This is a genomic window from Sphingobacterium sp. LZ11T8 (genome assembly GCF_024261425.1).
Lineage (GTDB): Bacteria > Bacteroidota > Bacteroidia > Sphingobacteriales > Sphingobacteriaceae > Sphingobacterium.
In genome coordinates, this window is sequence record NZ_JANBZY010000001.1 from 870,508 (window position 1) to 885,555 (window position 15,048).

General features: G+C 40.3%; 13 protein-coding genes. 7 read left to right on the forward strand and 6 right to left on the reverse strand.

Features of this window, described 5'->3' with window-relative positions; translation table 11 throughout:
- Positions 1-194 precede the first annotated feature (194 nt).
- Both thiL and nadA read right to left on the reverse strand, forming a co-directional pair.
- A complete protein-coding gene (gene thiL, locus NLF99_RS03710) occupies positions 195-1,241 on the reverse strand; it encodes a thiamine-phosphate kinase (protein WP_254526934.1) in 1,047 nt (348 codons plus the stop codon).
- A gap of 7 nt (positions 1,242-1,248) precedes the next feature.
- On the reverse strand, positions 1,249-2,247 hold the full coding sequence (nadA, locus tag NLF99_RS03715) for a quinolinate synthase NadA (protein WP_254526754.1): 999 nt from the start codon (positions 2,245-2,247) through the stop codon (positions 1,249-1,251).
- Positions 2,248-2,740: 493 nt separating this feature from the next.
- Between nadA and nadB the strand changes: the two genes are divergently transcribed.
- The gene (nadB, locus tag NLF99_RS03720; protein ID WP_185212750.1) at positions 2,741-4,333 is read left to right on the forward strand and encodes an L-aspartate oxidase; all 1,593 of its coding nucleotides are present in this window, start codon (positions 2,741-2,743) and stop codon (positions 4,331-4,333) included.
- A 20-nt stretch (positions 4,334-4,353) separates the two neighbouring features.
- Positions 4,354-4,866 carry a gamma carbonic anhydrase family protein gene (locus NLF99_RS03725; protein ID WP_254526755.1) on the forward strand — a complete coding sequence of 171 codons (513 nt, stop codon included), beginning with the start codon at positions 4,354-4,356 and terminating at the stop codon, positions 4,864-4,866.
- A gap of 8 nt (positions 4,867-4,874) precedes the next feature.
- On the opposite strand, the gene NLF99_RS03730 is transcribed toward NLF99_RS03725, so the two are convergent.
- The 4 genes from NLF99_RS03730 to apaG all read right to left on the reverse strand — a co-directional run bounded on the left by NLF99_RS03730 (position 4,875) and on the right by apaG (position 10,886).
- Complete coding sequence (locus NLF99_RS03730; protein WP_254526756.1) at positions 4,875-6,554, reverse strand: Ig-like domain-containing domain; 1,680 nt, start codon at positions 6,552-6,554, stop codon at positions 4,875-4,877.
- A gap of 77 nt (positions 6,555-6,631) precedes the next feature.
- A complete protein-coding gene (mnmG, locus tag NLF99_RS03735) occupies positions 6,632-8,491 on the reverse strand; it encodes a tRNA uridine-5-carboxymethylaminomethyl(34) synthesis enzyme MnmG (RefSeq protein ID WP_254526757.1) in 1,860 nt (619 codons plus the stop codon).
- A gap of 61 nt (positions 8,492-8,552) precedes the next feature.
- On the reverse strand, positions 8,553-10,397 hold the full coding sequence (locus NLF99_RS03740) for an ABC-F family ATP-binding cassette domain-containing protein (protein WP_254526758.1): 1,845 nt from the start codon (positions 10,395-10,397) through the stop codon (positions 8,553-8,555).
- Positions 10,398-10,499: 102 nt separating this feature from the next.
- Complete coding sequence (apaG, locus tag NLF99_RS03745; RefSeq protein WP_185212745.1) at positions 10,500-10,886, reverse strand: Co2+/Mg2+ efflux protein ApaG; 387 nt, start codon at positions 10,884-10,886, stop codon at positions 10,500-10,502.
- Positions 10,887-11,115: 229 nt separating this feature from the next.
- Between apaG and NLF99_RS03750 the strand changes: the two genes are divergently transcribed.
- From NLF99_RS03750 to NLF99_RS03770, 5 genes are read left to right on the forward strand one after another with little or no spacing between them, the layout of a single operon-like run.
- Complete coding sequence (locus tag NLF99_RS03750) at positions 11,116-11,829, forward strand: SAM-dependent methyltransferase (RefSeq protein ID WP_254526759.1); 714 nt, start codon at positions 11,116-11,118, stop codon at positions 11,827-11,829.
- A 19-nt stretch (positions 11,830-11,848) separates the two neighbouring features.
- Entirely contained in the window at positions 11,849-12,598 is a 750-nt protein-coding gene (locus tag NLF99_RS03755; protein WP_254526760.1) for an alpha/beta fold hydrolase, read from the forward strand.
- A complete protein-coding gene (locus tag NLF99_RS03760) occupies positions 12,599-13,084 on the forward strand; it encodes a hypothetical protein (RefSeq protein WP_185212742.1) in 486 nt (161 codons plus the stop codon). It begins immediately after the preceding gene.
- Positions 13,074-14,171, forward strand: a complete 1,098-nt coding sequence (locus NLF99_RS03765; RefSeq protein WP_254526761.1) for a Nif3-like dinuclear metal center hexameric protein — start codon at positions 13,074-13,076, stop codon at positions 14,169-14,171. The genes NLF99_RS03760 and NLF99_RS03765 overlap by 11 nt, the downstream gene beginning before the upstream one ends.
- On the forward strand, positions 14,171-14,908 hold the full coding sequence (locus NLF99_RS03770) for a zinc ribbon domain-containing protein (protein ID WP_093099925.1): 738 nt from the start codon (positions 14,171-14,173) through the stop codon (positions 14,906-14,908). Before NLF99_RS03765 ends, NLF99_RS03770 begins: the two co-directional genes overlap by 1 nt.
- The last annotated feature ends 140 nt before the right edge of the window (positions 14,909-15,048 follow it).

Genomic DNA, 15,048 nt, shown 5'->3' on the forward strand with positions numbered 1-15,048 from the left:
ATAAAATTTTTAATAAATGTGTTTCTGTTCGAATAGAGCAGTTTTTATGGACTTCCTTTTACTCTCATTCGAGACACATTGCGAAAATTCGCAATGTGTCTCGAATGAGAGTAAGGTCAAAACAGGATAATCATAAAAAGAAAGAGCCATTTAAAATGGCTCTTTCTATAATATTTTAATAAAGAATTTTATGCTTATTCTTGATTTCCAAAGGCATTCCAACCTTGGGCTTTGATTTCATGTACATTACCTGATTTAGAAACCATGGTACATCCTTCGGCAGCCTCTGTAATATGACCGATAATGCTGATTTCCATATTGTTTTTCAGCTTATCATAGTCACTTTGCGGTACAGTAAACAGTAATTCGTAATCCTCTCCACCACTCAGAGCACATACCGTAGGATCCAGACCAAATTCACGGGCAGTTTCATAGGTCATTGGATCGATAGGGATCTTTTCTTCATATAATTTACAACCTACATTGGAAGCTTTACAGATGTGTAATATCTCCGAAGCCAAACCATCAGAAACATCGATCATCGCATGAGGCTTAACAGCTAAAGAAGCCAGTAATTCAACGATATCCTTTCTTGCCTCAGGTCTCAATTGACGCTCGATAATATAATCCTTTCCTTCCAGATCAGGCTGTATATTAGGGTTTTCCAAAAAAATCTGTTTTTCTCTTTCTAGGAGTTGTAAACCTACATAAGCACCACCCAGATCACCGGATACACAGATCAGGTCACCTTCTTTAGCAGCAGAACGGTAAGCAATGTTATCTGTTTCGGCATAGCCAATACTGGTCACGGAGATCACCAAGCCTTGGGTTGAGGTACTGGTATCACCACCAATCAGGTCCACATTGTAATTCTGGCAAGCCAATAGTGCACCCTCATAGATTTCTTCAACGGCTTCTAGGGGAAACTTAGAAGATAATCCAATGGAAATGGTCACTTGGCTAGCGATTCCATTCATGGCATAAATATCACTCAAATTAACTTGTATAGCTTTGTATCCCAAGTGTTTAAGCGGAACATAGCGTAGGTCAAAATGTACATTTTCCAATAATAGATCGGTGGAAATCAACGTTTTCTTATTGGAAAAATCCAATACGGCAGCATCATCACCAATCCCTTTAACAGAACTGGGTTGGGTCAATACTACAGATTGGGTCAGGTGATTGATCAGACCAAATTCACCAATTTCGTTTAGGTTGGTTCTATCGCTATTTTCAAATATGCTCATGTTATAATCCTAGTTTTGCGGAAAGTTCAAGCATGCGTTCAATAGGTTTTTGCGCACGTTGAATGATATCTTCATCTAATGTAATTTCTGGTTGTTCGTAGTACAGGCAGTTATATAGCTTCTCTAAGGTATTCAATTTCATGTGCGGGCAATCATTACAAGCACATAAATTGTTTGGAGGAGCAGGGATAAATGTTTTCGAAGGACTGGCCTTTTGCATTTGGTGCAAAATTCCAGATTCAGTTGCTACGATATAAGTGTCGGTTGGATCCTCGATGGTAAATTTCAACATCCCAGAAGTAGAACCTATATAATCGGCTTGCGCCAGGATATGGTCTTCACATTCTGGATGGGCGATGAATTTTGCATCTGGATACTCAGCACGCAGGGCATCGATTTTTTCTTGGGAGAAAATCTCGTGGACCATACAGGCACCATTCCAAAGGACAAGGTCACGACCTGTTTTTTTCTTCACGTAATCCCCTAGGTTGCGATCTGGACCGAAAATGATCTTTTGATCGGCTGGAAGGCTTTCCACGATCTGTACGGCATTGCTGGAGGTACATACGATATCTGAAAGAGCCTTCAATTCAGCAGTACAGTTCACATAGGTAATCACTAAATGATCCGGATATTTCTCTTTGAATTTAGCAAACAAATGTGGCGGACAACTATCTGATAATGAACAACCTGCTTTTAAATCTGGTAACAGCACCTTTTTGGAAGGTGATAAGATTTTAGCGGTCTCTGCCATGAAATGCACACCAGCAAAAACGATGACATCAGCATCTGTTTTAGCTGCTTGTTGAGATAGACCTAGACTATCTCCTATATAATCTGCTATATCCTGGATTTCAGACTCTTGGTAATAATGTGCTAAGATAACAGCATTCTTTTCCTTCTTAAGTCTTTCAATTTCTTTGACCAAATCTAGGTTAGGATCTATTGCAACATCAATATATCCCTTAGCCACTAAGTCTGTTTCAAATGTTGTATTCATTTGGTTTTTCTAAGTTGATTCCTGCCTGTTTGACTTTCTAACATCACAAAAGTAAAGAAAGAAAACGAAACGAAATCCACATTCCCTTTTTTCAATAAATAATAATCTTTTTTTTAAAGAAGAATCTTGTTGTTTATTAGTCTGTGGAAAATGGGGATAATTCAGGTGATTTTTATTTTTTTTAGTGGATGTTCTATAGTTATTCACAACTTATCCACAGGTTGGGAAGGGTTAAGTGCTGATTTTCAATACTGTCTTTTTTCGGCTTTTATTTTTTGCATATTTTTTTGTGAAATGATAGTTGTGTGTAAGATGTTAATATTTCGGTGATATTGTCTTAATATTTTGGTAATAGATGTGTGAAAATTGCTAGTATTGTGGAAACATAAGAAGTTTTACATTTTAATTCACGAGTTATTTACACGTTTTGCACATATTTTGTTAATTTGTTGGTTCAGTAGTAATTAACCGTAGCATCTACAATATACATTCAATGCTGGATAGAAAAGTTGATTTTTTGATAATAGGTTCGGGTATCGCCGGATTGAGTTTTGCACTTAAAGCTGCGAAGCTTGGAAAAGTACTTATCGTGACGAAAGCCAATGAGGATGAGTCGAATACGAAATATGCACAGGGTGGGGTAGCTGTAGTCACGGATGAAGGGGATAGCTTTGATAAACACATTGAAGATACCTTAATAGCGGGAGATGGATTATGTGATGCACATGTTGTGGAAAACGTGGTGAAAGAAGGTCCGGAACGTATTGCGGAGCTTATTTCTTACGGTACTACCTTTGATCGTGAGGATTCTGGAGAATATGACCTGGCCAGGGAAGGTGGACATTCTGAACATAGAATCCTTCATTATAAGGACATTACGGGCTATGAGATTGAACGTGCTCTTTTAGAAAAAGTACATGCTGAACCTAATATAGAGATGTTGACGCATTATTTTGCCGTTGACCTGATTACTCAACATCATTTGGGTGTACATGTGGATAAACGTACGGAAGATATCAAATGCTTCGGTATCTATGCCTTTAACACCGAAACGGGACATGTTGAAAAGATACTTTCCAAAATTACCCTGATGGCCACAGGCGGTGCAGGGCATATCTATTCCACCACTACTAATCCGACTATTGCGACAGGTGACGGAATTGCTATGGTGTATCGGGCTAAGGGAAAAGTTAGGAATATGGAATTTATCCAATTCCATCCAACTGCCTTATATAATCCTAAAGAATATCCTGCATTCCTGATCTCTGAAGCTGTACGTGGTTTCGGCGGAATTTTGAAAAGGGTTAATGGTGAGTCTTTTATGGAGGAATATGATGAAAGAGGATCCTTGGCTCCACGGGATATCGTAGCCCGTGCGATCGATTCAGAAATGAAAAAATCGGGTCTTGATTATGTCTATTTAGATATCAGACATCGCTCTAAATCAGATATTTTATCGCATTTTCCAAATATTTACGAGAAATGTCTTTCCATTGGTCTGGATATGACCAAAGACTTGATTCCAGTTACTCCTGCAGCACATTATCTATGTGGAGGAATCATGGTCGATGAATATGGTGCAACTTCTATCAATAACCTTTATGCCTGTGGAGAATGTTCTTCAACGGGACTTCATGGCGCTAACCGTTTGGCTTCCAATTCTTTACTTGAGGCTGCTGTGTATGCCCATAGAATTTTCCAGGATGCGAGTAAACATATTGATAGCATTGATTTTCAGGATCATGTACCCTCTTGGGATGAATCCAATACCCAGTTATTGAACGAAGATATCCTGGTGACGCACAATCTACGTGAAACACAAAAGTTAATGAGTGATTATGTAGGGATCGTGCGTTCGGATTTCCGTCTGGAAAGGGCCATGAGACGTTTAGGATTGCTACATGAGGAAACAGAGGCTTTCTATAAGAATACCAAGCTTTCCGTTAAACTTTGTGAGCTGCGAAACGTTATTCAGATAGCTTATCTTGTTGTAAAATCAGCTATGCAGCGCAAAGAGAGCAGGGGACTGCACTATACTACGGATTATCCTAAGCATGCTGATGTACTGGAAGATACCATTCTTTAATTTTAAGTTTTAAACGCTTTATGGCCACGATATTACCTGTTAAGGACAAATACCCCATCATTGAAGAAAGCAGCTTTATAGCGCCTAATTGTACCATTGTTGGAGATGTGACTATCGGTTCACATTGTTCGGTTTGGTTCAATGCTGTGGTACGGGGCGATGTGAACTATATCAAGATCGGGGATTATTCTAACATACAGGATAATGTAACCATACATGGGACCTATGAAAAGAATGGGACAGATGTTGGTAACTATGTTAATATCGGTCATAACGCTATCGTACATGGTTGTTTCATAGATGATTATGTGTTGATAGGAATGGGGGCAATCGTGATGGACAGGGCCCACATTCAATCGAACGTCATTATTGCTGCAGGTGCGGTGGTATTGGAGAATATGGTTTGTGAGTCTGGTTACCTTTATGCTGGAGTTCCTGCTAAAAAAATTAAGCCGCTCACGGAGGAGCAGCTTAATCTATTGAAAAAATTACCGCACAATTACGTGCTTTATTCGTCTTGGTTTACGGATTAATTTGGGTTTTATTTGAATGATACATCTATGGTTTCATTCTGTTCCCAATTTGCCCGTATCGTAAATGTTCGATCTAAATACCAGATGGGTTCTGCCTGTCTTTTTTGATAGACATCGCCAGCATCCCATTTACCATTTTTATTGCTATCCTCAATCAGCCTTATGCTGTATTTACCGCCTGGATATTTAATATATCGTAAGACATGGTCGGGTGGGAGAGGGCGTTTATCAAATAGTTTTTCCTTGCTTTCATCGATCAGTTCCACCAAATAATCTGTATTATCCTTCAGACCTGTGAAGGTTAGGTTGATGTCGCCGTAATTCTCGGTTTCATTCAGGGTAAACTGCGATTTGAATTCCTTATTTGTCTCGTCGAATGGACCTAAAATGGCACCTTCCTCCAGCACCAATTCGTAGTTCTTGTTAGGTCTCCAATTAAATCGGATGTGGTACATTTCGCGGTTTACCGAATCTTGTTGTAATTGGAAATTTCTACGTGAAACAGAATCTTCCTTGATCAGTACCTTATTTTTATCAATGGATGCAATTGGGTAGTCCGAGCTCAATTCTATGTGTTTTACGCGATCTACCTTATTGCTGATATTTAATTTTGGAACAATGCTATTGTCTACTTTTATGTTTCTAGCTTTTCTAAGGTCAATAGTGTCCAAAGGAATATTTCTTTCGCTTACTTCCAATTTCAGGGAATCAAATTCCAAATTTTCTAGATAGATATTACCGGTATCTTGGGTAGGTTTAAATCTTACCATCTTATTGGCATCCAGTTCATTAGGTGATAATATCCTAATATTACCCTCCTCCAGAGGCCTGTTAAAGGTCAATAGGACCGAACCATTATTATCTACTTTTTTCTCTAAGTTCCTGAAAACCTGCGCAGTACCCTTTGTATATTCTAGCTGTATGCCCGAGACATTCTGGTTCAGAAAAATACTGTCCTGCTGAAAGCCGATCCATTCATCATTACCGTTATAGATCTTATCGTTGTTCATATCCTTCAGTGCATATACCCTATAGGTATCTTCACGCAGGTTGCTGAACTTGAAATTTCCAGATGAGTCGACTGTTGTATAATAGGAAGCTTTTCTTTTTCCAAAAATGGTGTCTCGGCTGCTTGGGATCAGGATGGCGATGACTTCCTTGTCTTTTTCCAGATTGAAGTCTTTGGTATAACCATTCTTGACCTGTCCGGAGATACTTAGGGAATCGAGTTCATCCCCTGTCGCAAAAACGTAATTATAATTGATGAACGGATTACCTTCATTGAAGTCGACCAGACCTTTTCCAAAGTTAATGGTGTAGGTGGTGTTGGCTTCCAACGAATCCGGAAGTTCGATGATGAATCTTTTTTTCCTAACCTTATAGATGGGTTGAGTTTCGACATCTGGGGAAATGTTAAATTCTTTTCCTGGATTTACCGTTTTGATAAATTCATCGAAGGTCATCTCGATCACTTTCTCTTTGAAATTTTTCGAGAGGTTAGGAGGGGTTACCCCCAACAGTTTTGGAGGTAAAGAATCTTTTGGGCCTCCGGTAGGTTTTTGCATGTTGGCACATTGCACAAAACTCAATGCCAAGATCGTAGCAAGACCTAAAAAGATTAGATTTTTAAATAAAGCTATTTTTAGTTGATTTAACGGATTTTTATCTTTTTTGGATACCTGAGTCATAAAATTTAAAATAATGTCTTAAATCGCTTTATTTACGTTCGTTATTTTATTGATGTAATATACTGATATTCAGTTAATTAACTCATATGTACCATTAAAACACTGATATCGGCCGGAGATACACCTGAAATTCTTGAAGCTTGACCTAAAGTTCTTGGTTTTACTTTCAAGAGTTTTTGGCGGGCTTCAATAGACAGTGAAGTTAATGAATTATAGTCAAAATCAGGATTGATTTCTTTGTCTTCCATTTTCTTCATCTTGCTTACTATCTCCATTTCCTTTTCAAAGTAACTATCGTATTTCACTTTGATCTCCGCCTGTTCGATGGTGTCGGCGTCAAAGTTTGCAATGTAATTTGCAAAGTCCTTATCGGCTTTGATGAGGTCTTCGATTTCAACTTGTGGTCTGCTCAAGATTCCGAAGAGTCTAGATTTTTGTGCAATCGGACTTGAACCTTTTTCTTCCAGGATCGGGTTCATCTCTGAAGTTCCGATAGAATTATTTTTTAGGTAGTCAACGATGTCATCGGAATTCTTGATTTTAGCATTGACCTTTTCAAGTCTCTCATCCGATACTAATCCTAATTTATGTGCCATTGGTGTCAAGCGGATATCGGCATTATCTTGTCTGAGCAGGAGTCTATGTTCAGCTCTTGAGGTGAACATTCTATATGGTTCATCTGTTCCCTTTGTTACCAAGTCATCGATCAAAACTCCGATATAGGATTCCGATCTTTTTAGGATCAGTTCGTGCTGATCGTTTATTCTTTGGTGTGCATTGATCCCTGCCACGAATCCTTGTGCAGCCGCTTCTTCGTAGCCGGTAGTTCCATTGATTTGGCCAGCAAAGAAAAGGTGTTTTACGGACAGTGTTTCTAGGGTCAAGTCTAACTGCATAGGAGGGAAGTAGTCATACTCGATGGCGTATCCCGGTCTATACATTTTTGCATTTTCAAATCCTGGGATCAATTGCAATGCTTTCAGTTGTACATCTTCTGGGAGAGAGGTCGAAAAACCGTTGACATAGATTTCTACGGTCTTGAATCCTTCAGGTTCTACGAAGATCTGGTGTCTTTCACGTTCTGCAAATCTGTTGATTTTATCTTCGATGGAAGGGCAGTATCGTGGGCCGAGACCTTTGATCCTTCCGGTGAACATCGGAGATTTTTCGAATCCTGTTTTTAAGATTTCATGTACTGCTGAGTTGGTATAAGTGATCCAACAACATCTTTGTTCCTGTGGAATTTCTACATCGGTATAGGAAAATCTTCCACGTGAATCATCTCCCCATTGTTCTTCCATCAGGGAGTAGTTTAAACTTCTTCCGTCCACACGTGGGGGAGTTCCAGTTTTCATCCTTCCTGATTCGAAACCTAGGGAGACCAATTGTTCGGTCAGTCCCGTTGCTGCTTTTTCACCGGTACGGCCACCGCCAAATTTCTTCTCGCCCACATGAATGACACCATTTAGAAACGTACCATTTGTCAGGACGACTGCATCTGCATTGATGCGGATGCCCATTGAGGTGACTACACCTTTTGCTCTTCCATTTTCTACGATGACTTCTTTGACGGTATCTTGCCACATATCCAGATTGGGAATGGACTCCAGTGTCAGGCGCCATTCCTCCGCAAATCTCATTCTGTCGTTTTGGGTTCTTGGGCTCCACATCGCTGGACCTTTTGATTTGTTCAGCATGCGGAATTGGATGGTGGACTTATCGGCGATGATTCCGGTGTATCCGCCCATGGCATCGATCTCGCGGACGATCTGTCCTTTTGCCACTCCGCCGATGGCGGGGTTACAGCTCATCTGGGCAATGACACCCATGTTCATCGTGATGAGTAAAACCGATGAACCTAAATTGGCAGCTGCTGCTGCCGCCTCACATCCGGCATGGCCGGCTCCAACTACAATAACATTATATTTATTAAACATATATCTTTCTCTAGTTTCACGTGAAACTCTTCCTCTGCTGATTTTAGTTTCACGTGGAACGCTATATAAACTCTGCTAGTTCCATCCATCTCTCGGTCTTCTCGTCGAGAGTGGTTTTTGTCAGGTCGATCTCCTCGGCTATCTTTTGGAGCTCTACGTGGTCGGTCGTTTTCGACAGGTCTTCGGTCAGGTCGTTGATCTTGTTTTCCAGGTCGGCGATTTCTGTTTCCAGTCCTTCGAATTCTTTTTGCTCCTTGAAGCTCAGCTTCTGTTTCTTCTCTTCTGCCTTTGGCTTTTCAATTTTCTTTTCTGGTTTCTTGTTCAGCTCTTCCTGTTCCAATTTGAAGTCGGCATAGTTACCATTATAGATTACGATGTCGCCATTGCCAGGAAAGATGAAGAGCTGTTCGGTCAACTTGTCGATCAAGTAACGGTCGTGTGAAACCAACACCAAAACACCCGGGTAATTTTCCAGGAATTCCTCCAGTACATTTAGGGTGTCGATGTCCAGGTCATTGGAAGGCTCATCCAGAATCAAGAAGTTTGGGTTCGCCATCAGGACACGCATCAACTGCAATCTCTTCTTTTCACCTCCACTCAATTTGCTGACAAATCCAAATTGTTTTTCGGGAGGGAAGAGAAATTTTGTCAATAGTTGGGAAGCCGTAATGACTTCTCCGTTTTTCATTTCTATATAATCCGCAACATTCTTTACAATGTCCAGTACTCTTTCGTCCGATTTAAAGGATAGACCTTCCTGTTTGTAATATCCATATTTGGTTGTCTCCCCGACAGAAAGTTTTCCTTCGGTCGGTTGGATACTGCCGGTAATCAAATTGAGGAAAGTGGTCTTGCCGCTACCGTTCTTTCCGGCCAAACCAATTCGGTCTGCCTTCTTGAAAGTATAGGAGAAAGGGGAGAGGATCTTCTTGTTCGGAACGGAGAAACCTGCACCTTCAATTTCCAGGATCTTGTTTCCCTGTCTTGAAATCTGCATGCTCAGTTCTACCTGGTCTTTCTTGCGAGGACCCTTGGATTTTTCCTCAAGATCGTAGAAAGATTCTATCCTGGCCTTTGCTTTTGTACCGCGGGCTTGGGGCTGTCTTCGCATCCAGTCCAATTCCTTTCGCCATAGGTTTCGGGCCTTGTCAGCTGCTAGGATCTCATTCGATTCCCGCTCGGCTTTCTTCTCTAAGAAGTATGCATAGTTTCCTTTATAGATATAGACCTGTCCTTTGTCAAGCTCACGGATCTCGGTACAGATATTATCTAAAAAGTAACGGTCGTGGGAAACAAGGAGGACGGTCTTGCTACCGGTGGTCAACAACTTTTCTAACCACTCAATGGTTTCAATATCCAAGTGGTTGGTCGGCTCATCCAGAATATAGATATCGGGTTCATCGATCAGGAGTTTGGCAAGAGCCAAACGTTTCTTCTGACCACCGCTCAAGGAGTCTATTCGTTGTTCGAAATTTGTTATCTGGAATCTGCTCAGGATGGTCTTGATGTTGTTTTCATATTCCCAAGCATTGAGCGCAGTCAGTTTTTCAGTGACATCAAGGAATTTTTTAGAGGTAACATCCTCATTATCAATTAATTCCTCATATTCCTTGATTAACTGTTGTTGTTCGTTGTCTGCGCTGAATATAAAGTCATTGATGGTCTTGAGGTCAGAGAAATCAGGATCTTGGGGGAGATAGCCTACCCTCAAACCCTTTTCTTTCACAACCTTACCTTTATTAGGAATGACAAGCTCTGCCAATATTTTCAATAAGGTTGATTTTCCTGTTCCGTTGATTCCCACCAATGCTACTCGATCTCCCTTCTGTAAGGCAAAATGAAGATCGGTAAAAAGCCATTTATCATTATAAGAATGGCTAACTTGTTCTGTGCTTAAAATACTCACCTGATATCTTGACGTAATTATCCAAGCACAAAATTATTAAATATTTGTTACTACTTAACTTTTAATATGAAAAGTATACAGTTAGTTGACCTAGATATCGGTCTAGTTGAGACGGTAGTTAGCGATTAGATTGAATCTTGGGATATGTACATGGAAGATAGAATTGTCCATTTCACGGATCATCTCATAATATCCTTCCATAAAGCCCATGTCACTTTTTAAATTACATCCTGAAACATATTGGTGCATTTCCCCCGGTGCGAGTATGGGCTGTTCCCCAACGACTCCATCACCATCAACCTGCTTGTTCAGGCCAATAGAATCATAAATATTCCAATGACGACGCACCAATTGAACGGTGTATTCACTCAGATTCTCAATGGTAATCCGGTAGGCGAACATGAAGTGCTCGTTTTCCGGATTTGAGTATTCTGATTGATACGTCGACTCAACCGAAATCTTAACTCCTGAAGTTGTTTGTGTTGTCATAGTCAACCAAATATATATATTCTGATCATTTACACAAAAATAACCTAATTATGCATTACCTAAATTACAATTAATAGACAAAAAATAATCATAAGTGTTTGAATTAAAGTAACAAACAAAATAGCTTTTTGAAAAAATGTAAGAAAAAATTTCACCATTGTAATTACATAAATAACGATGGAGTCTGTAAATCTGTATAAATTAATCAGCAAATGATTAGGTTTGTAGCATGGCAAAAGGCAATTTATATCTTCTACCTGTTCCCTTAGCTGAACACGCCGACCGCGCATCCTATACGCTGTTGCATCTGGACATCATCAATCATATCAAAGAATATGTGGTGGAGAACGAAAAAACGGCAAGAAAGTTCTTAAAGGAAGCGGGTTTGAAAATCCCTCAGAGTGAATTGATCATCCATGATTATGGAAAACATAGCCGAGAGAAGATTAACTATAATCTTGTTTTCAAGGCGGTGGAACAAGGATCTGATATCGGTCTTATGTCAGAAGCGGGCTGTCCGGGGGTTGCCGATCCAGGGGCAGATGTTGTTTTTGAAGCCCATAGAAGAGGGATTAAGGTCATTCCTTTGGTAGGACCGAGCTCGATCCTTTTGGGTTTGATGGCGTCGGGATTTAATGGACAGAATTTTAGTTTTAAAGGCTATCTCCCCATTGATAAAGGGGATAGATCAAAGGCAATCAAGGATCTGGAGTTTGTGAGCAATAAGGAAAGGAGTACCCAGATCTTTATCGAAACTCCATTCAGAAACAATCAAATGCTTTCGGAATTACTGAAATCACTTAAACCACAATCCCTTCTCTGTGTAGCCTGCAACGTAACGGGAAAGGATGAATACATCCGCACACAAAGTATTGCCGATTGGAAAAATACGACAGTAGATTTACACAAGAAGCCATGTATATTTTTATTATTTGCTCCATAAAATTGTATTTTTATAGTTCATGAAAAAACTTATCCTGATTTCCTTTCTATTCCTATGCTTCCCTTTTATCCATTTGAGGGCTCAAGAGGCGACCTATGTCTTGGTGCATGGGGCTTGGGGTGGATCCTGGCAGTTCAAGAATACGGCTGAGAGGTTGGAAAAATTAGGAGCTAATGTCTATCGGGTGAACCTGACTGGATTAGGGGAAAGATACCATCTTGCAAACCCGGAAGTGGATCTGAGCACACACATCAAAGATGTAATCAATACTATTTTATTTGAAAGATTGGATTCGGTGATTTTGATGGGCCATAGTTATGGAGGAATGGTGGTAACAGGGGTGGCAGACAGCATTCCTGAAAAGATCAAGAAAGTGTTATATCTGGATGCTTTTGTTCCTGAGGACGGCGAAAGTGTGGCTGCATATTTCAAGGATAATCCGTCGGGTTCATTGTTGAACAGTAAGGATGGTACCTATGTATATCCATCTTGGGTGAAGGACACGACCGAATTCCCTAGGGATGTTCCGCATCCTTTGGCTTCTTTAAAGGAGATCATCCAGCTCAAGAACCCCAAGAGACTGCAGATTCCATCAACCTATATCCTGACTTTCGAATCGTCGCAAGGAGGGGCAGAGAAGGATTCTTTCTACTTCTTTTCTACGAGGGCAAGAAAATACAATTGGAAGGTGATAGAGATGGAAGCGGACCATAACCCGCAAATACACAAGTTAGAAGATTTGGTCACGATATTAAATAATGAAAAATAGATGAACGACGTACTTTCTCCCGAATTGACAGCCGAAATCGAAAGAATCAGTATCTTTTTTGTAGTCGTTATCCTTATTATTTGGGCACTTTTTGCCAATACGGTGAGGAATACCTTGAAATTGATTTCCAAAGAAAACCAATGTATCCTGCCAAACCAAGCCTGGTTTTTGGTCGTTCCGTTTTTTAATATCTATTGGAACTTTGAAGTAGCCAGAAGGCTTTCCTATTCCCTAAACAATGAATTTTTTGACCGCAAGATAGCCGTAGAGGACAACCCTTCCTTAGGGGCTGGTATGACTTATGCTTGGTCATTTTTGATATATAATTTCCCTTTCCCTCTTTTTTGGAGGATACTGGGGATGATCGTTAGTTTCGTTTATTTCATCACCTATTGGTTTAAGATCAATCAATACCGTGTATTGTTGATGGAACACAACAAGTGGTTGGAAGCGGAAGCAGAGAAAAACAACAGAAATGAGAATTAAAGAGGTAATAGAACATCTGGAGGAATTAGCTCCATTAAATTATCAAGAAAGCTACGATAACTCGGGATTGATCGTTGGAGACCCCAATCAGGAGGTCAGCAAAGCCCTGATATCATTGGATTGCACCGAAGAGGTCGTTGATGATGCAATTGCCAAAGGCTGCAACCTGATTATTTCTCATCATCCTATCGTGTTTTCCGGACTGAAGAAGTTCACCGGAAGGAATTACGTGGAAAGAGTGGTAATCAAAGCGATCAAGAACAATATTGCTCTATATGCGATCCACACCAACCTAGATAATGTCGTTGGGGGTGTGAGCAGCAAGATGGCCGATAAACTTGGATTAGAAAACCAGGCTGTCCTTCGTCCAAAGGGAGGGCTGTTAAAGAAACTGGTCGTATATGTACCTAGGGCAAATGTTGAAGAAGTGAGACAGGCATTGTTTGATGCTGGCGCTGGCGCAATCGGTGATTATGATCAATGTAGCTATAATACAGCAGGTTATGGTACTTTTCGTCCATTAGAAGGAGCAAATCCTGCTATTGGTAAGGTAGGTGACCAGGAGCGCGTCGAAGAAACAAAGATTGAGGTCATCTATCCGGCTCAAGCGGAGCGGAAGATCTTGGTTTCCATGCTTGCCGCACATCCCTATGAGGAGGTTGCCCATCAAATCTTTAACATTGAGAACTCTTTTTCCTATGTAGGATCAGGAGTAATTGGAAATTTAGAGGAGCCCATGGAGGAGTCAGAATTCTTGGCTTTCCTAAAGGACCGAATGAAGCTGAACGTCATCAGGCACACGAAGACCTTGGGCAAGAAAATAAGCCGAGTAGCGGTTTGTGGTGGTGCTGGGGGCTTTTTGTTAGGAGACGCCAAGCGCTCGGGGGCAGATATCTTCATCACTGCCGATTATAAATACCATGAGTTTTTTGATGCAGAAGGCGAAATAATCATTGCAGATATCGGACATTTTGAGAGTGAGCAATTTACCCAAGAATTATTGTTAGATATAATTCAGAAAAAATTTGCTAACTTTGCTGTCCTATTGACGGAAATAGACACAAATCCAATAAAATACTACAGTTAATGGAACAAACCGTAGAACAAAAACTAAAAGCTTTATGGGCGTGGCAATCAATCGAAACACAGATTGACAAAATTCGCCAAGTACGTGGAGAACTACCTATCGAGGTAGCTGACCTTGAAGATGAAATCGCAGGTCTAGATACACGTATCGAAAAAATTCGTAATGAGCTGGACGAATTAGAAGATTCTATTGTGAAGCGCAAAAACATGATCAAAGATGCGCAGACAGCAATCAAAAAATACGAGACACAACTAAACGAAGTAAAAAATAACCGTGAATACGATGCAATTTCTAAAGAGATTGAAATCCAAGGGTTAGAGATTCAAGTTTGTGAGAAACGTATTCGTGAAGCTGAGTTCGAAATCAAAAACAAAACTGAGGCTTATGAAGCAACAGCGAAGAATGTAGATTTCAGCAAAGGTGAATTGGATGCTAAAAAACAAGAATTGGAAACAATTACGTCGGAGACTCAAAAAGACGAAGACAAATTGGTTACAGAAGTAGAGAAATCAGAGAAAAACATCGACGATCGTCTTCTTAAAGTGATCAAGAAATTACGTAAGTCCTTCCGTAACGGGTTGGCAGTGGTATCTATCGAGCGTGATAGCTGTTCAGGTTGTCATAACAAGATTCCACCTCAATTGCAATCGGAAATTCGCCAAAGAAAGAAAATCATTATCTGTGAACACTGCGGTAGGATTTTAGTTGACGAAGAAATTGCGTCTGAAGAAGCATAGTCCTTAAAAAACTATATAGTGAACGCCAGCACATTGTGCTGGCGTTTTTTATTGTCAAACAATTTATCCCACGGTCTTCGAAATATTTTATTGGCCAGAGACCATGGGCTCCAAATTATCCCTATTAATTCCTATTTTTA

Coding starts and splice junctions, on each gene's coding strand:
- nadB (WP_185212750.1), top strand. CDS start 2,741: ATGCTGGATAGAAAAGTTGATTTTTTGATAATAGGTTCGGGTATCGCC.
- mnmG (WP_254526757.1), bottom strand. CDS start 8,491: ATGTTTAATAAATATAATGTTATTGTAGTTGGAGCCGGCCATGCCGGA.
- NLF99_RS03750 (WP_254526759.1), top strand. CDS start 11,116: ATGGCAAAAGGCAATTTATATCTTCTACCTGTTCCCTTAGCTGAACAC.
- apaG (WP_185212745.1), bottom strand. CDS start 10,886: ATGACAACACAAACAACTTCAGGAGTTAAGATTTCGGTTGAGTCGACG.
- NLF99_RS03770 (WP_093099925.1), top strand. CDS start 14,171: ATGGAACAAACCGTAGAACAAAAACTAAAAGCTTTATGGGCGTGGCAA.
- NLF99_RS03765 (WP_254526761.1), top strand. CDS start 13,074: ATGAGAATTAAAGAGGTAATAGAACATCTGGAGGAATTAGCTCCATTA.
- NLF99_RS03755 (WP_254526760.1), top strand. CDS start 11,849: ATGAAAAAACTTATCCTGATTTCCTTTCTATTCCTATGCTTCCCTTTT.
- NLF99_RS03725 (WP_254526755.1), top strand. CDS start 4,354: ATGGCCACGATATTACCTGTTAAGGACAAATACCCCATCATTGAAGAA.
- NLF99_RS03730 (WP_254526756.1), bottom strand. CDS start 6,554: ATGACTCAGGTATCCAAAAAAGATAAAAATCCGTTAAATCAACTAAAA.
- nadA (WP_254526754.1), bottom strand. CDS start 2,247: ATGAATACAACATTTGAAACAGACTTAGTGGCTAAGGGATATATTGAT.
- NLF99_RS03760 (WP_185212742.1), top strand. CDS start 12,599: ATGAACGACGTACTTTCTCCCGAATTGACAGCCGAAATCGAAAGAATC.